The organism is Kaistia geumhonensis, from assembly GCF_030815145.1.
Lineage (GTDB): Bacteria > Pseudomonadota > Alphaproteobacteria > Rhizobiales > Kaistiaceae > Kaistia > Kaistia geumhonensis.
Genome location: NZ_JAUSWJ010000001.1, coordinates 300,190 through 318,999 on the forward strand (window position 1 = coordinate 300,190; position 18,810 = coordinate 318,999).

15 protein-coding genes and 1 tRNA gene are annotated in these 18,810 nt (G+C 63.0%); 8 read left to right on the top strand and 8 right to left on the bottom strand.

Going from position 1 to position 18,810, the window contains the following annotated elements; genetic code table 11:
• Positions 1-18 precede the first annotated feature (18 nt).
• Positions 19-234, top strand: coding sequence for a hypothetical protein (locus QO015_RS01450; protein ID WP_266281950.1), 216 nt, complete (start codon positions 19-21; stop codon positions 232-234).
• Positions 235-247: 13 nt separating this feature from the next.
• Here the strand turns inward: QO015_RS01450 and fcl are convergent, their stop codons facing one another.
• Positions 248-1,192: a GDP-L-fucose synthase gene (gene fcl, locus QO015_RS01455; RefSeq protein ID WP_266281949.1), complete on the bottom strand. Its 945-nt coding sequence runs from the start codon at positions 1,190-1,192 to the stop codon at positions 248-250.
• A gap of 125 nt (positions 1,193-1,317) precedes the next feature.
• Positions 1,318-1,393: transfer RNA gene (locus QO015_RS01460), tRNA-Lys, on the bottom strand.
• 71 nt (positions 1,394-1,464) lie between these two features.
• Between QO015_RS01460 and QO015_RS01465 the strand changes: the two genes are divergently transcribed.
• The 6 genes from QO015_RS01465 (at position 1,465) to QO015_RS01490 (ending at position 7,992) form a co-directional block, all read left to right on the top strand.
• Positions 1,465-2,358, top strand: a complete 894-nt coding sequence (locus QO015_RS01465) for a DUF2927 domain-containing protein (protein ID WP_266281948.1) — start codon at positions 1,465-1,467, stop codon at positions 2,356-2,358.
• Between the two features lie 121 nt (positions 2,359-2,479).
• Positions 2,480-3,307: a tyrosine-protein phosphatase gene (locus QO015_RS01470; protein ID WP_266281947.1), complete on the top strand. Its 828-nt coding sequence runs from the start codon at positions 2,480-2,482 to the stop codon at positions 3,305-3,307.
• Positions 3,308-3,318: 11 nt separating this feature from the next.
• Positions 3,319-4,197 (top strand): polysaccharide biosynthesis/export family protein, encoded by an 879-nt coding sequence (locus QO015_RS01475; RefSeq protein ID WP_266281946.1) that lies wholly within the window; start codon positions 3,319-3,321, stop codon positions 4,195-4,197.
• Between the two features lie 27 nt (positions 4,198-4,224).
• A complete protein-coding gene (locus QO015_RS01480) occupies positions 4,225-6,513 on the top strand; it encodes a GumC family protein (protein WP_266281944.1) in 2,289 nt (762 codons plus the stop codon).
• Positions 6,514-6,718: 205 nt separating this feature from the next.
• Positions 6,719-7,189: a hypothetical protein gene (locus QO015_RS01485; RefSeq protein ID WP_266281943.1), complete on the top strand. Its 471-nt coding sequence runs from the start codon at positions 6,719-6,721 to the stop codon at positions 7,187-7,189.
• A gap of 374 nt (positions 7,190-7,563) precedes the next feature.
• On the top strand, positions 7,564-7,992 hold the full coding sequence (locus QO015_RS01490) for a hypothetical protein (RefSeq protein ID WP_266281942.1): 429 nt from the start codon (positions 7,564-7,566) through the stop codon (positions 7,990-7,992).
• A 599-nt stretch (positions 7,993-8,591) separates the two neighbouring features.
• On the opposite strand, the gene QO015_RS01495 is transcribed toward QO015_RS01490, so the two are convergent.
• The 4 genes from QO015_RS01495 to QO015_RS01510 all read right to left on the bottom strand — a co-directional run bounded on the left by QO015_RS01495 (position 8,592) and on the right by QO015_RS01510 (position 13,663).
• Positions 8,592-9,587, bottom strand: coding sequence for a nitroreductase family protein (locus QO015_RS01495; RefSeq protein WP_266281941.1), 996 nt, complete (start codon positions 9,585-9,587; stop codon positions 8,592-8,594).
• 46 nt (positions 9,588-9,633) lie between these two features.
• A complete protein-coding gene (locus tag QO015_RS01500; protein ID WP_307288177.1) occupies positions 9,634-9,969 on the bottom strand; it encodes a putative colanic acid biosynthesis acetyltransferase in 336 nt (111 codons plus the stop codon).
• Positions 9,970-10,711: 742 nt separating this feature from the next.
• On the bottom strand, positions 10,712-12,067 hold the full coding sequence (locus QO015_RS01505; protein WP_266281940.1) for a lipopolysaccharide biosynthesis protein: 1,356 nt from the start codon (positions 12,065-12,067) through the stop codon (positions 10,712-10,714).
• A gap of 261 nt (positions 12,068-12,328) precedes the next feature.
• The gene (locus QO015_RS01510) at positions 12,329-13,663 is read right to left on the bottom strand and encodes an O-antigen ligase family protein (protein ID WP_266281939.1); all 1,335 of its coding nucleotides are present in this window, start codon (positions 13,661-13,663) and stop codon (positions 12,329-12,331) included.
• Positions 13,664-13,897: 234 nt separating this feature from the next.
• Between QO015_RS01510 and QO015_RS01515 the strand changes: the two genes are divergently transcribed.
• On the top strand, positions 13,898-16,081 hold the full coding sequence (locus QO015_RS01515; protein WP_266281938.1) for a glycosyl hydrolase family 28-related protein: 2,184 nt from the start codon (positions 13,898-13,900) through the stop codon (positions 16,079-16,081).
• Here the strand turns inward: QO015_RS01515 and QO015_RS01520 are convergent.
• Together QO015_RS01520 and QO015_RS01525 are read right to left on the bottom strand one after the other, a co-directional pair.
• Entirely contained in the window at positions 16,073-17,218 is a 1,146-nt protein-coding gene (locus QO015_RS01520) for a glycosyltransferase (RefSeq protein WP_266281937.1), read from the bottom strand. The two genes, QO015_RS01515 and QO015_RS01520, sit on opposite strands and share 9 nt — an antisense overlap.
• A 114-nt stretch (positions 17,219-17,332) precedes the next feature.
• Entirely contained in the window at positions 17,333-18,376 is a 1,044-nt protein-coding gene (locus QO015_RS01525; RefSeq protein WP_266281935.1) for a polysaccharide pyruvyl transferase family protein, read from the bottom strand.
• Between the last annotated feature and the right edge of the window lie 434 nt (positions 18,377-18,810).

Sequence of the window (18,810 nt, forward strand, 5' to 3'; positions counted from 1 at the left end):
ACAGGAAACACCGACCCGATGACGACGGCCAAGCTTCGCCCGCACGACCCCATCGTGAGCGTCTATCCGCTCCCGCTCGACGCGGAGAGCGCGAGAGACGAGGCGCGCCGGGCCCGCAGGCTCCGCAAGCGCCTGCCTCCCGGCCACCCCTATCGACGACTGCCTCTCTGGATGCCCTATTCGCTCGCCCGGCTGATCGCCGGCTCGGATCCCAGCTCCCGGCCGCGCGGCTGACGGGCTTGCGCGATCAGGTGCGGATCGGGTTCTCCAGGAACCAGCGATACGCCTTCTCCAGCCCTGTCTCGAACGGCGTGGTCGCCTTCCAGCCGAGCGCGTTGATGCGCGAGACATCCATGCGCTTGAGCATGGTCCCGTCAGGCTTGGAAGTATCCCACAGGATCTCGCCCTTGAAGCCGGTGACCTTCTTCACGGACTCCGCCAGCTCGCGGATCGTGATGTCGTCACCCGTGCCGACATTGACGTGCTCGTATCCGGAATAGGATTTCAGCAGGAAGACACAGGCGTCGGCGAGATCGTCGACATAGAGGAACTCGCGCCGCGGCGTGCCGGTGCCCCAGCAGGTGACCGAGGCATCGCCGCGCCCCTCGGCCTCGTGGAAGCGGCGCAGCAGCGCCGGAATCACGTGGCTCTTCTGCGGATCGAAATAGTCGTTCGGTCCAAAGAGATTTGACGGCATCGCAGAGATGTAGTCGACGCCATGCTGCTTGCGATAGGCTTGGCAGAGCTTGATGCCGGCAATCTTGGCGATGGCATACCACTCGTTCGTGCTTTCGAGAGGCCCCGTCAACAGCGCGTCTTCAGGGATGGGCTGCGGCGAGACCTTCGGATAGATGCAGGATGAGCCGAGGAAGAGCAGCTTCTCGACGCCCGACTTGAAGGAACCATCGACGAGGTTCGCCTCGATCATCAGGTTCTCGTAAAGGAAGTCAGCCGGATAGGTGTCGTTGGCGAGGATGCCGCCGACCTTGGCCGCAGCCACGACGACGACATCGGGCTTCGTGTCCGCCAGAAACGCCTTCACCGCAGCGGGATCGCGCAGATCCGCCTGCTCGCGCGTCGCCGTTACGACCTCAACGCCGTCATTCTCGAGCCTGCGGACGATCGCCGACCCGACCATGCCGCGATGGCCTGCGACATAAACACGACGATCGGCGAGCGAAAACTCGGTCATCGGAACAACCCTTCACTGCAATGGAACTTGTGCGTCGCAGCATTGCCCCAAACGGACATCAGTGTCGAGAGGCGAGGCGCCGGCACCGCCTGAACGGATTGTCTCTGCGAACGACACTTGTGGAGTGGTGAGCCCGATGGGATTCGAACCCATGACCCCATGATTAAAAGTCACGTGCTCTACCGGCTGAGCTACGGGCTCACTGCGCCTTCAAAGTGCGCGGAACCTAGTCGCGTCATGCGGGGTGGTCAATAGCGGGAGAGACGGCCAGCTTGACCGTCGCGATCCTCGAAGCGGATAAGCCGATAGGGCGTGCCGGTACAGGAAGGACAATGGCCAGTTTCATGATGCGGACAAAGAGAGTGCGGCCATCATTGCCGCCGGTTTCTCGTCGCCTTCGGGCCGGCCTGGAGACTGTCGTCGTTCTCGTCTTCGCTTTCCTATTTTCGCTCGGAGCACATGCCGGACCGAAGGCGCCAGACGACTATTCCGACAGCGAGATCATGCGTGGATTCATGCTCACGGTCTTCGGCCGGGAGGGGCCGTTGCCACAGGACGGCAGCGCCGGTTTCGTCAACAAGTTCACCGATCCGGTCGGTGTATACGTTCTCGACAACAGCGGCATTGCTGGGCAGGCGGCTGAAGTGTCCCGCTTCGTGGCGCTGCTTGACCGGACCGTTCCGAACCTCGAGATCAAGATGGAGCCACAGCCGGAGAAGGCGAGGCTTTTCATCTTCCTGGTCAATCGCGCCAACTATCGTCAGGTCATCGCCGACGCCGTCCCCCGCAGCCCGCAGACGAAGTTTCTGGAACGCGCTCGCTGCTCTACGATCCTCTGGAACAGGACCACCGGGGTCCTCGACAAGGCCTATGTGTTCATCCTTGCCGATCGGGGGCCGAAGATCTTCACAAGCTGTCTGGCGGAGGAGTTGACCCAGGCGCTGGGACCGGCCAACGACAACGCCGAACTCCGGTGGTCGCTCTATAATGACGACAATGACGTCGGGACCTTCGGCCTCTTCGACTGGTACATCCTCGCCACGCTCTACGATGGCAGCGTCCTGGCGGGCATGAATGCCGAGGAGGCCCGCAGCGTCCTGCCCGGTGCCATCGCCCGCGCCAGGGCCTTCGCGCCGCGTGTCAGACCGCTGCTCGTGCTGCCGTGATATTGCAGCGCACAGAAAGACCGCAATTCAAGATCAGTTTCGTCTATCATGCAGTCATAGGATCGGGCTTTGCTGGAGCGTGCGCGCGCCGGCTGGTTCAGGGACTTCGGGAGCGTGCTGATTGATAGACCTTCACTGCCATCTCCTTCCGGGGATAGACGACGGCGCGGCCGACATTTCGCTTTCCCTCGAAATGGCCAGGGCGTCGGCAGCGGATGGCATCACGGTGACCGCATGCACGCCGCATATCATGCCGGGCGTGTACAACAACGACCGGGCGATCATCGAAGCGGGTATTGCTCGGCTCGAATCGCTTTTCGCAGAAGAAGGGATCGCCATGCGCCTCGTCGTCGGGGCGGACGTGCATATGGACGTAGAGTTGATCTCCGGACTTAAGTCCGGGCGCATTCCCTCGCTGAACAACACACGCTATTTCCTATTCGAGCCGCCCCATCACGTGCCGCCGCCACGAATCGAGGACAATCTCTTCAACATCATGGCAGCGGGCTACGTCCCCGTCCTGACGCATCCCGAACGCCTTTCCTGGATAGAAAGCCACTATGGCGTGATGGAAAAACTCGTCCAGATGGGGGTGCCGATGCAGATCACGGCGGGTTCCGTGACGGGGCAGTTCGGCCGGCGCGTCAAATACTGGGCCGACAAGATGATCGGCGAGGGTCTCGCCCATATTCTGGCGACGGATGCCCATAATCTGACCGGCCGCCCACCCAATCTTTCCCGCGCCCGGGACATGATCGCCGAGCGGCTCGGCGAGGCGGAGGCGATGCATATGACAACGACGCGGCCGCAGGCGATTCTGGACAATCTGCCGCCCGACCGTTGGCCTCCTCCGCCCGGCGCCCAGGATTCGCGCAAGAGCGCCGAGGGGGAGGGATGGTTGTCGCGCCTTGGTTTCGGCCGCAAGCGGCGGGGCCGATACGACCGATAAGCAACGGATGATTGATTGTTGCGCTGCGAGATGATCCCGCATTGCATCATTCGTTAAGCCTGGTGTATTTCTCCGTCACCCAATTGCTTGCCGAAAGGCCGGGCGCGACGTGGCTTGGCGCGATAGGAGTTTCAGTGCCCTTCCGGATTTCACTCGCGATCACCCTTTTCGCACTCGCTCTTTCGGCCTGTTCATCGGTTTCGACGCCGTCGAATGAACGCGTGGCATACAGCACCGCGCCGGTCCGTTCGGCCGGTCCGCAGGTGGTTCCCGGAGCGTTGGCCAGCGGCAGCCTTCCTGCGCCGACCTTCAACACCACGACCGGGATGCAATACCGGCTCGGCCCGCTTGATACGGTGAACATCCTGGTATTCCAGGTTCCGGATCTCTCCGGCGATTTCCAGGTCGGTTCCGACGGCAATTTGGGCCTGCCTCTGGTCGGTTCGATTCGCGCCGCGGGTCGGACTGCGCAGGACGTACAGAAGGAACTGACGGCCAAGCTGTCCGCCACCTATCTGCAGCAGCCGCAGGTGTCGGTGAAGGTGACCGGCTTCAATAGCCAGCGGGTGACGGTCGAGGGCGCCGTGACCAAGCCCGGTGTCTTCCCCGTGACCCAGGCGGGCGGGACGCTGCTCGATTATATCGCACTCGCGGGCGGTCTGCCCCGGACGGCCGACACCTCGAACGTCGTCGTCTTCCGGCAGGTCGACGGCAAGCGCATGGCCGCCCGATTCAACGTAGCCGACATCCGCAATGGCCGGGCGACTGACCCGACCATCTATGGCGGCGACCAGATCGTCGTGCCGGTGTCCGGCGTCCGCAGCGCCTGGGCGGACTTCCTTTCGGCAATGCCCGCGGCGTCCTTCGTCGCTACAGTCTCGGGCCTGTGAGAAACAGGTCCGTGTTTGGAGGACATCATGAGTGGTGATCCGAAGTCGGAAAACGCGGTGACGACTTGGAGCGCGACGGCGACGCCGGCGCGTCCGTCGCAGGCCGTGTCGGCCAATCTTTATGGGCCGCCGCCCGTCGACTCCCAGGTCGAGCGCATCAGCCTGGATCTCACGCGCCTTCTGCGCATGGTGATCAAGCATCGGCTCGTGATCGGCGCCATCGTGGCTGCATGTATCGCGATCGGGCTCATTCTCACGCTGACGGCGACGCCGCTCTACATGGCGAGCGTCACGCTGGAGACCTCGGGCGAGACCGTGAAGGTCATGGAGGACCAGTCGCTTGACGGAAGGGCCGGAGGCAGCGACCAGACGGAACTCGCCACGTTCGTCGAACTGATCGGAAGCCGCTCGCTCGCCGAGCGGGTCGTCGACGAGCTGAAGCTGGCTGATGACCCGACCTTCGTCTCGCCGGTGCGCCGCTCGCTGGTCGACCGGTTCCTCTCGATGCTCCCGTTCGGGGGAGACGACAGCGCCCAGGCGCTGCCGATCGAGTACCGCAAGAAGGTCGCGGTCGATACGGTGCTTCGCAACACATCCGCGAAGACTGTCAAGCAGTCGCGACTGCTCACCATTTCCTACAGCGATGCAGATCCACGCCGCGCCCAGACGATCGCGAATGCCGTCGCGTCGGGCTTCATCAAGGCCAATCTGGACCGCCGATTCGACGCGACCACCTATGCGCGGCTGTTCCTCGAGGACCAGCTTGCTCAGGTGAAGCAGAAGCTGGAGGATTCCGAGCGTAAGGTCGTGGCATATGCGGACAGGGAAAAGCTGGTCACGCTCGACGACCAGAAATCCATCCTGTCGCAGAAGCTCGAAGACCTGAACACGGCTCTCGGCAAGGCATCGATCGACCGCGCCAATGCCGAGCAGCTCTGGGTTCAGGTCAAGGACGCGACCGACTATGCCCAGATTCCGCAAGGACTGGAGGGGGGCAACAACAATTCGGGCTCGCCGAGCATCATCAACCAGCTCCGCGCGAGCCGGTCTGAGCTCGTCGCCGACTATCAGTCCAAGCAGCTGACCTTCAAGCCCGGCTTTCCGATGATGGTGGCTCTGAAGGCCCGGATCGACGATGTCGACAAGCAGATCGCCGAGGAGGTCGAGCGGACGAAGACGTCGATCCGCTCCGCTTACGAGCTCGCTGTCCAGAGGGAACAGGCGATTTCCGCCGATCTCGACGAGACTCGGGCCGAGCTGATCGACACACGCAACCGCAGCGTCGAATACACGATGCTCCAGCGCGAGGCCGACACCAACCGTACGCTCTATGACGGCCTTCTGCAGCGCTACAAGGAAATCAGCGTCATCGGCGGCGTGGCGGCAAACGGCCTGTCCATTGTCGACCAGGCTAGCCTGCCGGGCGCTCCCTATACGCCCAAGCTTGCGCTCAACATGGCGCTCGCAACCTTTGTCGGCCTGCTGCTCGGGCTCGGCGCAGCCTTCGGTCTCGAATTCTTCGACAACACGATCAAGACGCCCGACCAGATGGAGTCGATCCTCGGCATTCCCGTGCTCGGCCTCATCCCTGTTCTGCCGCCGGACCAGCCGGTGCAGGCCGTGCTCGAGGACCCGCACTCCGCTGTATCCGAGGCCTATCGCAGCGCCCGGACGGCGCTCCAGTTCTCGACAGACCGAGGCGTTCCGCGCAACTTCATGGTCACGTCGGCTCGTCCGTCCGAGGGCAAGACGACGACCGTCACGACGCTGGCCCGCATGTTCGGCCAGATCGGCATGAAGATCCTGGTCATCGATGCAGACCTGCGCAATCCGTCGCTCCACAAGATCGTCGGCGTCGACAACACCGCCGGCCTCAGCAACTATCTGACGGGTGGTGCCGACGCCGAAAGCCTCCTGCGCGACACCAGCGTAGCCAATGTCTCGGTGCTGACATCGGGTCCGATCCCGCCGAACCCGGCAGAGCTGCTGTCCGGTCCAAGGATGCTGACGCTGCTGACCGAGCTGCGCGACCAGTTCGACCTGGTGATCGTCGACAGCGCACCCGTCATGGGACTCGCCGACGCGTTGCTGCTTTCGAGCGTTGCTGACGGTACGCTGATCGTCTGCGCGGCTGGCGAAACGCCGATCGAGACGATCAAGGCGGCCACCAAGCGGCTCTCGATGACCAACAGCCAGCTGCTCGGCGGCATCCTGACGAAGTTCAATTCCCAGAAGGCCGGCTACGGCTATGCCTATTACGGCTATGACTATTACGGCTACGGCAAGGATAACCAGAAGTCGCTTCCTGCGGCCTGACCGCGCTGACGGAGAAGGGTTGGCCAAACGCGAATTGCTTCGCTAGTCTGCGCGCTTGCGGAGGCGATGGAGACCAGCGGTGGCAATCCGGAATCGGACAGGCGAAGGCGGCGCGCGGCAGATGTCCGTTTCCCCCTCCGGGACGGTCCTCATTGCGCGCGGACTGTCGCGGCTTCGCCCGCCGGAAGACGCTCTGGACGCGGCCGTGCGCCTCTATCGCTCTCCGGGCATTGCCCGCAACATTCGGCGACTGGAACTCCCCGCCGGTGTGCTGACGGTGATTCGCGTCGCTGCCGGCTGCGGTACGACCCTGAAGATGGCAGCTGCCCGAACCGGCCTCGACCATGCTGCGCTGCAACAGATCGCAAGCCTCTATCTCCTCGTGGCGCTGTTCGGTGACGAAGGCGACGCCCATCGCACGCTTGGACTGGGCGCCGGCGCCGATGCAGCGAGGGTTCATGATCATCGCAACTGGCTGCTGAAATGGCTCCATCCCGATCGCAACCAGAGCCAGTCGCTTTCGGGACTGTCGGTTCGGGTGATCGACGCCTCGGCGCGACTCGTGGAGGCGCACCCTGTGGCCCCCACAGGCGAACCGGGTATCGACGAAAGATCTGCCGATCGCAGGCGCCATGACTATCGGCATGTTTGGCTTCGTCGCAAGGTCGAGGGATGAGCCTCGTCCATATTGACGGCTAGCCATGCCGACGGCGCCTTGTGCTCCGAAAGCGGCGTGCCGGGGTCGCGCTGCAATTGCTCGAGCCCTCAGGACACTTCCGCAAACCAATGGCGCATCCGTGGTTTTATACGGTGGACATATCATCTGTTGCCGCAAGTACTACTCGCGAAAGCCGGATAGTTGAGTTGCGTCTCTCAATGCTTCTCGACTAGCGCATGGCCGTGTGCGATATTTTGATCACCACAAGATTGCATCGTCCAAATTGAGCCGGGCGATCTTGTTCTCGCAAGTGCGAGATGGTACTGATTAACGTGTAAATGGGGCGCTGCGGGGCGGTTTGACCGTTGGGCCGGCTTCTTACGGAGGTTGAGATGATGCGTGTCGCTTTGGCGTCGGCTGTGGCCGTCGTCATCGCTACAGGTTCGGCGCTTGCCGGCCCTGCGGCGACGCTTTCTGACGTCTCTGGCCCTGTCCTGGTGGACAGCGGCAAGGGCTTCCAGAAGGTTTCCACGGCTACCGAGGTTCTGCCCGGCAGCCGTGTTATGGTTTCCAAGGGCGGCAAGGCGATGCTCGCCTATGCCGACGGCTGCGAGAAGTCGCTGGCCGCCAACTCGATCACCACGGTGGTCGATTCGGGCGCCTGCGCGCAGTCGAGCCAGGTTGCGGCCCAGACGCCCGTCGGTCTCGGCCTGACCCCGACCATGGTCATCGGTGGCGGCGTCGTCATTGGTGGCGCTGCAGCGATCATCATCGCTGCGTCGCAGGACGACGATACTCCTTTCATTCCGGTCAGCCAGTAAGGCTCGACCGCAAGACGGATCTCCGCGTAGAGCGGAGATCCATTGATGTCGGTGGTCAGTCCGCCAGCGCGGCGACCTTGCTTGTTGAGTTGCGCGGCACCCGAGTGAAGGCCCGGACGTTCGCGACGCGCGCCGGGGTTCGCTCTGCGTCAGGCTTCTGCGGCTGCTGCCGACCGGGACCGCCATCGTACGACGGAGTCCGCTGGGTCGGCGCCTTGCCCGATATGGCGCATCCGGCTGCCATACCTCCTTGAGGTTCGCACGCACCTGCGGAGAAGCAGGGCGCTCCCAGTAGCCAAGCGCGAGGCTCAGGCTTCATCCGTTCCTGCGTTCAGCCAGCGTTGCAGCGCCGGGAGGCGCCTGCGCATCTGATCAAGTTACATCGCGACCACGTACGGATCTGTGGTCCCGCCCGTCCTTGGATGGCTGGCGATATTGCCCGAGGGCGATAGGGCGACTCGCGCCATTCTTCCCCGTCGAAACGGTCAGTCCCTGCCAACGGCAGCGCGCCGGCTGCGAAACTGGTTGCTTCTTTGCGAACCTAGACTCGACGACGAGCGGGACCCGAAAGCGTTGTGCAACCGGGGGATGACGAAGGATCAAGCCGCCGCGACGGCCTGATCCCTGATCGTCAGAATCTCGTCAATGGTGCGGCGCGGCGAAGCCGCCGACTTCAACGGCCCGTCTGCCGGCCGTCCCAGCGCGATCATCATGACCAGCCGCTGGTCCTTCGGAATCTCCCCGACGATCTTGATCTGACGTTCGGTCGAATGGGGAACGGCGAGATTGAGCGGGCAGCTCGCGGCGCCCATGGCATGCGCAGCGAGCATCAGGTTCATCGCGAAAAGCGAGGCATCCACATAGCCCTGATTGCGCTGCTGGGCTCCGCCCCAGGCCGCGAGATCGAAAGCCACCACGACCAATCCCGTGACCGTCTCGGCAAAGCCGGCTGATCCCGCCTGAAGAGCGAGCAGCTGCCCGATCCGTTCCCGATTGCTGTAGAAGTGGATCTTCGTCGCCTGGCGGTTGCACTGCGATGGGGCGGTCTGGGCGATCCGCACGATCTCCTTGACCGTTTCAGCATCCAGAGGCTCCGGAGAGAACATGCGGCAGCTGAACCGCGACGTCAGCAAGGCGGCCTTTTCGGGCGAGGGCGACGGCATGCCGTCCGGATAGTGCCTCAGGCCGCCAGAGCCCAGGACAGCGGACGCGGTGGCCCGGTCCTTCAGGAATGCGTCGATGCTGTCGAGAAGCGGATCTGACAGGCCTGCGCTGCGATGCAGCGCCAGATAGTCCTGCAGCGCCCCGGTCGCCATCAGGATCGGCAGATCGTTCGAACCGATGCCATAGCGGCGAGCCGCCTTCATGATCTCCGTGATCTTCTTCCGGCCGAACAGCATCCGAGGATTAGCGAGCGAAAGCCCTTTCTCGATTGCATGTGTCTCGATGATCAACTTGTAGTATGTCTTGTTGCGGCGATCCTGAAACGGAGAAATTCCGCAGTAGTGGGCATACATGTACAGGTCGAGGAAGAACTCGGAAGCAAACATTGACGACTTCGAAAAGGCGCTTCCGAGACGGGAAATATACGACATGGGGTATCCTCAACCTGGATGGTGCATCGGCGGCCTGGGCGTGGCGTCAGGCTTCCATCGTAATTTCTCTTGGCTTCAGTACTCGGCAAGGCTGGCCGGCGCAGATCATCCAGGCCGGCAATGTCGTCGTCACGACGGAACGGGCGCCGACAACCGTGCCTTCACCGATCTCGACGCCGGGCATGACCATGGCCTCCGCGGCCACCCAGACGTGATCCCCCAGCCGGATAGGGGCCGTCGTCAGCGGTCGGCGCAACGATCGTGTGTCGTGGCTTCCAGTGCACAGGAATGCGCGCTGGCTGACCGCCACCTTCGAACCGATGGAGATGCGGTCCATCGAGTAGCAGTCGACATTGTCGCCGAGCGCGGAGTACTCGCCCATTTGCAGGTTCCATGGCGCCCAGACGAAGCATGACGGCGCTATGCGGCATCCGGCTCCGATTTCGGCGCCGAAGCATCTGAGGAGGAAGCGTCGCCATCCATGCAGCGCCCACCGCGGCGTGGGGCGAAACAGAAGCGACCACGCGAGCGACCAGACCAGACGTCGCAGCAACTGCGACCTGGAACTGAGATTGCGATATTTCAGGGACGAGAAATCTGACGTCATTGGCCGCGACATGGCGCGAGCTGCTCCGATCGAAACGTCCTGGTGCTCGCTGCAGCGGCATTTTCATGCCTCTCGGCACCTTCTGGACTACCAGCGCCGGACCGTACCGCCAACTCTGCCCCCTGCAACCTGTCTGTCGAGCCGAACACGGCTGAGAGCGCCGCACCCTGATAAACACGCCGCCGACGACCGACATCGCGGCTGTCATCTGCGGCGGCTGGACGACCCATGAAACGCGCGGAACACCTCGCAGGGCGGTACTGCTCTGTCAACGCTCCCGCAGGGCACTATATCTTGCTGCATCGCAGCAAGGCAATGGTCGGCATCAGGCGATCGGACCTCAATCCCTATCAGCGTCGCATGCTCGCCGAGGATCCGGCGGCCTCTCATCTGGCGCTGATGATCCTGTTGCCAGCCCGAAAGTCTGGCCGGTGTCGTCAATGGATGCCCGGGTGGCCGAGCTCGCTTGGCTCGGGCCAGAAAGCGGATCGCGGCTGGGTCAGGAACGCCCGCCGCGCTAGGCCTCCGCCTTCGCTTCCGAGGTCACGTCGCTCGGCTTCGCCTCCGGCATCGACTGCCTGATCTGCTGAAAGACGCGGAGAAGAATGACGAGATCTGCCACCACCAGCGCGCAGAGCGTCGGCGTGATGTCGCCGCGGAAGAAGAAGGGCGTGGCGGCACTCGCCAGGTAAACCGTCAGCGCGATGTGCCCGAAAGACGACTGGCGATTCTCGGACAACAGTTGGCTGCCGAGCGCCATCCATGCCGAGCAGAACGATGCGGCCAGTCCGAGCAGGGCAAATGTCAGATGGGACGAGCTCAGCTTGCCGTGTGACATCTGCTGGAGAATCTGCGGGCCGAACACGGTCAGGCCGATCGCCACCGGCGCCATGATGGCAAGGCTGAGCGCGATGTTCAGTCGGAGCAGTCTCCGCCAGAGGCGCGTGTTGCCGGACATCTTGACGTGGATCAGTTCGGGGATGCTGGCCCGGGTCAAGAGACCGGAGAACTGGAGCGGGATACGCGTCAGCATGCGCGAAGTGCTGAAGGCGGCCGCGGCTGCGGGCCCGAGAAACCAGCCGATTGTCAGGACGACGCCCTGAAGCCCCAGCGAGTTGGACAGGGTCAGTGAGAGCGCACCGAGCGAGGGCTTCAGCAACGACTTGAGCGTCGCCATGTCGGCGTGCTTGATGCCCTGCCGAGCCCAGGGCTCGAATTTGCGGGCAAGGGACGTTGCCACGACAAGGCCAAGCACCTGGCAGCTCAACTGTCCGAGGGCAGCGCCGATGATCCCGCCGCCCAGAAGGGCGATCGAGGCGACCGTCAGGCCGTTGACGAGGAACAATGTGTCCACGATCAGCGCGCTGACCGCGAACTTGTGGGTTGCCTGAAAGATACCTCGCTGGATGCTCAGTTGCAGGCTGAGAAAGGCGTAGCAGGCCGAAAGCGCGATCGCGATCGAGATCTCGCGCGGTGTGAAGGGCGACGATGCGGTCGCGGTATCCGGGTGACCAAGCTGCCAGATGATGGCTCCGGTCGCCACCGCGACGCAGATGGTCGCCGTCATTGCCGTGAGAAAGAGCCAGGCCGACTGGAACGCCTTGAGCGCCTCATTGTGCTGGCCCCGCGCGACAGCCTGCGTCATCCTAACTGCCACGGCCTGCCCCAGACCGAAGTCGGACAGTGCGATGAAAGTCGGTATGGCTGTCACCATCAGCCAGACGCCATAGCCCGCTCCACCCCAGGAGTAGGTGAGCGCCGGCACCAGGACGATCTGGACAATCAGGATCCACACCTTGCCCAGCAGGCCGGCTCCGAACCCGTTGATGAGCCTGCGTGCGGTCGGATGGCTGAGGATCGCCTTGAGGTTCACGTCGAGCGGCTCCGCAACTAAGATGACGAGGTTCGGATCATGTCGTTCCGCGCCGCGCCTCTATGCTTAAAAGGACGGACAGACGCGACCGACGGTCGATTATGGCCTGCGGGTCTATGCGCGGCTATGACGGCGGGGGCACAGTTCCGAAGCCCTCTTCGGTGCAGCGCAGGCCAATTGACGCACCGCACCCATCGCTTCTACCCGGTCAGTGCAAGATCGGTGATCCGCGGCCGTGGCCGCCTCTGATGGTTGCCCTGATCATCTGGTGAACTGACGGACTCCAGGCCGCCTTACGCCCATCGGCGGCATGCGCCCCACAGGCGGACGACCCGCTGCTGGGCGACCGAGCGCTCCGATCAGCGTCCGCCTCGCGCTCTCGGTCATTGTGCGAGGCACATCGGACGAAAGGATCATGGCAACGACGAACACGATCCAGCTGAACGAGAAGGCGTCGGCCAGATATCCCTCGAAGACGCTGCCCGCGAGGAGTCCCCAGAGAATCCCTTTCGGGATGCCGGCATAAGGTCGCGACGCGATCGGCAGCCGTGAGGTTCCTGCGTATTGGTAGGCTGCCAGCAGCGTAACAGTCATGAGCAGGATCGGGAACATGATGCCGAAAGTGGCCCATCCTCTCAGGATGCTGTTCTCCGAGTAACCTTCCATGATCCCGAAGCCGAGCAATGGCTTCTCGGAAACGCGGTCATAGAGGTAGCTCCAGGCTTCGCTGCGCGTATTGCCATCGCTGCCCCTGTTGTAGGCGTCGAGCGAGAGGATCGATTCCGACGACAGCGCGCCGACGACGGCGACAATGGCAAACAACGCCGCTACCGCCTTCAGTCGCGGGCTGAAATTCTGCCAGAACGCGCCGTAAGCACCGAAGAGGACGACGATGATCGCCGTGCGCGAACCGGTCAGCACAATCAGGAAAAGGCAGGCGAGCATGCAGACGGCAGCAACAATTCTCGGCCACCGACCGCCGATCGACCAGAGGGCGAAGAGCGACATCAGGCAGACCGCCATCTGGACCCCGAGGAAGTTCGGATGGGTCGAGGATCCATAAAAGCGCGGATTGCGATTAAGGAACCCGTAGCCGGTGGCGTAGCTGAGGACATTCAAGGCGACGAGGCCCACAGAGAAGGCGGCCAGCGCCATGACGACGCTGAAGATCATTTCATGACCTGAAAGGCGGCTCCGGCATGAGGCGAAATAGGCGCAGATCGCCATGATGATCACTGCGCCCAATCCATATTTCGAGGCCGTATCCGGGTATTGGACCACGACTCTAGCGAAGACGTAGACTGGAAGCATTATTATAAGGAAAGATAGGAAATCGAACTTGAATCTCAGGGTGTTCTTGATGAAGAATTCGTACGCAAAGGTTACCCCCAGCAGAGGAAACAGGATGTATTGTCCATAGTTCCTGAGCATGCCGGCGATTGGGTGGGTGACCATTGCGACGATGGCGTCATCGTAGCCGCTTCGAATGCCGTCGGCGCCCTTGAAGGTCGCCACGGTCATGAGCAGGATGATGCTGATGAAAAGGCCCTTGTCGATCGAGGGCCGCGGCGGCTGTCCTTTGGACGCGATCAGCATTTGACCATCGTGTTCTCTTGCAAGCCGGCTCACCCAGTCGCAGGGCGGGCATCGGGCGCGTGCGATCAATCCAGCGGATGGATTTTGCAGTGCACTATGGTGAAGCGGACGCTGTTCGAGGTCAAGCTCGACGATACCTGTGGTCGCGCAGCTCGCTGCAGCGAGTTGACCGACTGCCCGCCGACGGGCTCCCGCTACGGCCGGCGGCGCCTTTTCGCCACATAGGGATGCACGATGACGCACCGGGTCATCGGCAATGGAGAACGGCGCATGGCGGGATTCTCTCTGAATGCGGTGCACGCCGCCATCCTCGTCATGCTCGGTACCGGGCTCGCATCTGCGGAGCCCACCATCTTTCATGTCAGCGACCCTGTCGGTCCCGGCGACTCGGTCTTCGTTGCTGGCGCGGGACTGGCCTCGACGACGAACGTCGCCATCTGGCCGATTCCAGGGAAAGACGCGAGCCCGGCATCCGGCGAGAGCCGCGAAGCGCGGGTCATTCGTTCCGATGCGCGATCCCTCGTGTTCGCCGTTCCGCAAGACCTTCCGAGCGGGACGTACGGGTTTTCGATCCGTGCGCAGGACGGCGTCGCGAAGGGTGTACTGAACGCTCCGACTGTCTATTGGAGCCAGTCCGACCGTGGCCGGGTTGCTTCGCAGGGCGGCTGGATTCGTGTCGTGGGGCGAAATATTGCGCGGAGTGCCGACGCCCGGCTTGAGCTTTCTCGTGAGGGCGCCGCGGTCGTGCGGCTCGCGCCTTCACGATTCGATGTCTGGGACGCCTCGTTCGCGGTGCCGTCCGATATTGCGCCTGGGACCTATGCGCTCAACCTCAGCAATGGCGATGCGGGCGGTACGATCTGGCGGAACGCCGGCGCAGTAACCATCGCCGCGTCCGGGAAACCCCTCGCCGAAACAACAATCAGCATCGCGGATTTCGGCGCTGTTGGAGATGGCAAGACCGATGCGAGCGATGCAGTCGACGCTGCGCTCGCAGCTGCTGCCGCGAAGGGCAACACAGTGGCGTTTCCTCAGGGGACGTTTCTCCTTTCAAGAACCATCCAGGTTCCCGACGGCGTTGCCCTCGCGGGCGAGGGCATGGACAGGACCATTCTTCTGCTCGCCGATCTCGACATGCCCCCCGATCCGCTGATCAACGCCGGCGCTCGCTTTGCATTGCGTGACCTGTCGATTGTTGCGCGGCGCCATCTCGGACTGGTTCGTGCCGGCGCCGTCGGCGACGCGGCGGGTCCCGAACATGGTGTCACCATAGAACGCGTAAGGATCCGGGCATCCGCGTTCATGAAGCGGCCGAGTCCAGAGGAGCTTCAGAAGAGGCTCGACCTGATGATGACGGAGGGGAGGGGCGCTCCAGCCCTTCTTCTCACAGGGCACAACATCCGGGTGAGCGATTGCGACATCGTCACCTCGATGAGGTCGATATTCCTCGTTGACGCAACAGATGCGGTGGTGTCCGGAAACCACGTCGGCAACGGGCGGCGCGGCTGGTATTCTATCAGCCGCAGCAACAGGGTGTTGATGGAAGACAATGAGATCTTCGGGGCCGACCTCCAGGCTTCCGGCGGTGGATTGAACACGCTGGCCGGCGACGAGCCCCGCTCCCAGAACATCCTCGTCAGGAACAACACGTTCAGGCTGATGTTCGGCGGCGACAGGGAGCCTCTGACGACCGATGGTCCCGGCGGTTTCTATTACGGGCCAGCCATATCGACGACGCCCAGGTCCGTTCGCATCGGCGCAGGTGGCGTGACGTCGAGCTCGGGGGACTGGAGCGAGGCGGCCTTCTATGTGGTCGCGGGCGAGGGGGCGGGACAATATGCGCGCGTCGCTGCCTTTCGCGGTGGTGCCGTGGATATCGATCGCGATCTGGCGGTGCCGCTCGACTCGACATCCGTGATCTCGATCGTTCCTGCCCAAGAAAACTATGTGATTGTCGGTAATACCTTCGAGGATACCGGTGCGCTGCAGACTTATGGCGGATCGATGGATACCATCTTCGCGGGCAACCGCATGAGGCGCTCGATCGGGATCATCATCAATGGCGGGGAGTACCGCAATCCGCAGCCGAGCTGGTACGCGCAGGTCCTGGACAATGTCATCGAGAGCGCCAACGGCTTCACGCCAACGGTGCTGAAAGTGGGCGCCTGGTCGCGAACGAAGAGTCCGCTGGACCGCGTGCTCACATTCGGCACGATCGTCCGCGGCAATCGGCTCGGGCCGATGGTCAAGCTCGAGGTCTCGGCGACACGAAGCGACTTTCCGCTCGTGGATGGCACGATCGTCGAGCGTAACGAACTCGCAGACGGCAAGGGTGCCGTAGCGGTCACTGCTACGGGCGGCAACGTGACGTTGAGAGACAACGCGCCGGAAGGTGGTCTGTCGGGGCTGTCAGACTAGCGGCGCGATCCGCCGGTCCTCGAGAAACGGGACCGGTTCGACAGGCGATCCCGCATAGATGCGGTTGAACAGATCGAGAATGAAAGTGGCGCCGACGGCGCCCGTGAGATGCGCGCTTGCCCAGGCGGACCGCCGCGAGGCGACATCCTGCTCGAGTTGGCGCGTCTCGATGGCGCTGTCGATCGCCGCGGCCACCTTTTGCGGCGTCACCCGTTCGATGACCGCGCCGCGCCACGGGGCGTCGAGGCAGATCGAGGCGCCGACGCGATCCGACGTGATGACATAGGCACCCGCAAAGAGCGCCTCGCTCACGACAGCGCCCCAGCCGTCATCGAGCGTCAGCGACGGCTGGACCAGTATATCCGTGTTCAGGAGGAGATCAGGGACATCGCCCATCGGTATTGCGCCGCGGTAGCTGAAATCGTCGCCGTGCCCGGCAGCATAGGCTTCCACTGCCGCGGCATCCCGGCCGGTGCCGGCCACCGTCACGCTGATCGGTGAGCGCACATGAGCGAGCGCGTCGAGGAAGACGCGGATGCCCTTCTCTGTCACCGTCCGGCCGAGATAGGTCACGCGAACGCGCTGGTTCCCCGATGGCGGGCGACCCGCCGCATAGGCTCTGTCGGGGAGGAAGTAGGCGAAGGGGTAGATGGTCGATCGCTTGTAGCCGGCCATCCGGAACCAGCCTGGCCCATGGCGCCCGATTCCCAGCACGAAATCGGCATGCCGGCGGACAGGGCCTTCCGACAGCCAGGACTGGCCGAGCCGGGCCAGCCCCGAAATGCCCTCGAATGCACGTGGTTCGCTCATCAGCCCGAATCTGCGCTGCGCCTTGAGGACGGCATCGAGCGCGCTGACGATGGACGGCACCCATCGAATGCCCGAGAAGATGTGAACCGTTTCGGGCGACGCCTTCTCGATCAGCGTTCTGACTTCAGAATCCGATGGGCCGATGATGCAGTCCATCTCGCCCCGCCCGGCCAGTTCCCAGCCCAGCGTGCGCCTGGCCTCGGAGAGATCGGACTGGGCCACGTAGGTGATTCCAGAGACTTGGCCCGAGTTCTTGAGAGCCAGGTAGAGGTCCATCTTGTGGGGCGAAACCGACGGCTCCCACATCATGATCTGCCACTGGTTCATCGGCCGTGTTGCCCCGATCGTTTGCCGGAATTCAGACGAAGTGACTGCCGCGGCCCTGTCAACGGCAGACCGCGCAAAGCGGCAGGATGCACGAACCCATCCCGCCGAAGTGTCTCAGCTTTCCAGAGTTCGCTTGAGGAACTCGACCTTGTCCATCATCGCACCCAGGCGGCTCTGGAACACCGCGTCGCTGCTCAGGAAGGGACGGCGCTTCGATGCGGCGTCCAGCGCCGCGACCATCCTGGTGAGGTCCGGACCTCCGGATGAGGGCGAAGCGTTCGGGGCGGTCGGGGAAGTCTTCGGCTTGCCGGCCGCCGGTGCGGGGCGTTTCGGCCGCAGCGAGCGCGCAAGCGCCTCCGTACCCCGAACATAGGCATCGAAATAGGGGTTCGTCGAAAGGCTTTGGCGCATCCTGAAATCGCGAATGGCTGCCGCCGGGGAGTTGTCGCTGAGGAGAAACTTTTTGCCGAATAGGAAGGCGGTGCTGTCCTTCATCTGCTGCGAGCGGCTGGGCGCCGGGAGCTTCTGCGGCTGGTAGGCAAGATCCATGGAACTCGCCCAGTCGATCCACTTGAACGAGCTGATGGCGTTGGAGCTGGCGACCGGAACCCACGGCACGCGCAAGGTGTCGGAGACGATCGCAGCGTGCATCGCGTCGGCGATGACGAGACGGGAGCGGCGCAGCTGCTGGATGATCTCGACCGATCCGGCGTGCGGATCGATATAGTCGATACCGAGTTCCCGGCACGCAGCGCGGTAGACGCCGAAACGGTTCACGGTGAGATGCGGCATGAAGGCGATGCCGGACCGCTCGCTGTCGGGCATGGGGGCGCATTCTTCCAGCGCCGCAAGAAGGATTGCTGAATCCGTTACCGCCAGTTTGCGGTCGATATCGAGAATCTCTGCCGTCAGCGGTCCGCGCACCGCCAGAACCGTCCATTTCGGCCCGCCGAAATCCTGCGGCTTCGGTCGATACCCGACGCCGCTACCGAACACGAACCACTCCTTTCCGAGCGGCATCTTGTCCGAGAGAATTGTGCCGATTCCGGATAGATACGCGTCAGGCCGCCGCTCGAGGGATGAGCCGAAGAGCCTGTCCCACATCCACATATTCAGTTCGTCGCCGAAGTTCTTGCTCTTGAAGTAGTAGAGTTGCATCGGAAGACGATCCTGATCAAACAGCGTTGTTGGCCAATTCAATTAACATGCACATTGCCCTGCGTCTGGTCCGGCACAGAGCAGGCTCTTCCCGCGCGTCATATGCGGCACACTGTCGAAAACCGGCGCAAAGCACGAGTCCGTCACCAGCGACAGCGCCGCCTTTCGGCACGCTGTCTTGTATGGCAAAGGACTAATGTCGCGTCACCACATTTATGTTGCACCGCACACTTTTGGTCCATAACATGTCGATAATGCGTGAGAGGGGCAAGCCGGATTTCCGGCTCTAGCGGTCGGGCGTTAAGCAATGTGGTTGACAGCGGTCGCAGTACCGGCCGAGCGGCCGCGCGGTTTGGCCCGGCTTTTCCGACAGGTCGGGAGCCTCAGCGAGACATTGCTTGAGTGCAGCGGTGCCGCCGCGCGGTTTCACCCCG

Coding starts and splice junctions, on each gene's coding strand:
- QO015_RS01500 (WP_307288177.1), bottom strand. CDS start 9,969: ATGGGCGAGTACTCCGCGCTCGGCGACAATGTCGACTGCTACTCGATG.
- QO015_RS01520 (WP_266281937.1), bottom strand. CDS start 17,218: ATGAACCAGTGGCAGATCATGATGTGGGAGCCGTCGGTTTCGCCCCAC.
- QO015_RS01510 (WP_266281939.1), bottom strand. CDS start 13,663: ATGCTGATCGCGTCCAAAGGACAGCCGCCGCGGCCCTCGATCGACAAG.
- QO015_RS01490 (WP_266281942.1), top strand. CDS start 7,564: ATGATGCGTGTCGCTTTGGCGTCGGCTGTGGCCGTCGTCATCGCTACA.
- QO015_RS01480 (WP_266281944.1), top strand. CDS start 4,225: ATGAGTGGTGATCCGAAGTCGGAAAACGCGGTGACGACTTGGAGCGCG.
- QO015_RS01495 (WP_266281941.1), bottom strand. CDS start 9,587: ATGTCGTATATTTCCCGTCTCGGAAGCGCCTTTTCGAAGTCGTCAATG.
- fcl (WP_266281949.1), bottom strand. CDS start 1,192: ATGACCGAGTTTTCGCTCGCCGATCGTCGTGTTTATGTCGCAGGCCAT.
- QO015_RS01515 (WP_266281938.1), top strand. CDS start 13,898: ATGACGCACCGGGTCATCGGCAATGGAGAACGGCGCATGGCGGGATTC.
- QO015_RS01525 (WP_266281935.1), bottom strand. CDS start 18,376: ATGCAACTCTACTACTTCAAGAGCAAGAACTTCGGCGACGAACTGAAT.
- QO015_RS01450 (WP_266281950.1), top strand. CDS start 19: ATGACGACGGCCAAGCTTCGCCCGCACGACCCCATCGTGAGCGTCTAT.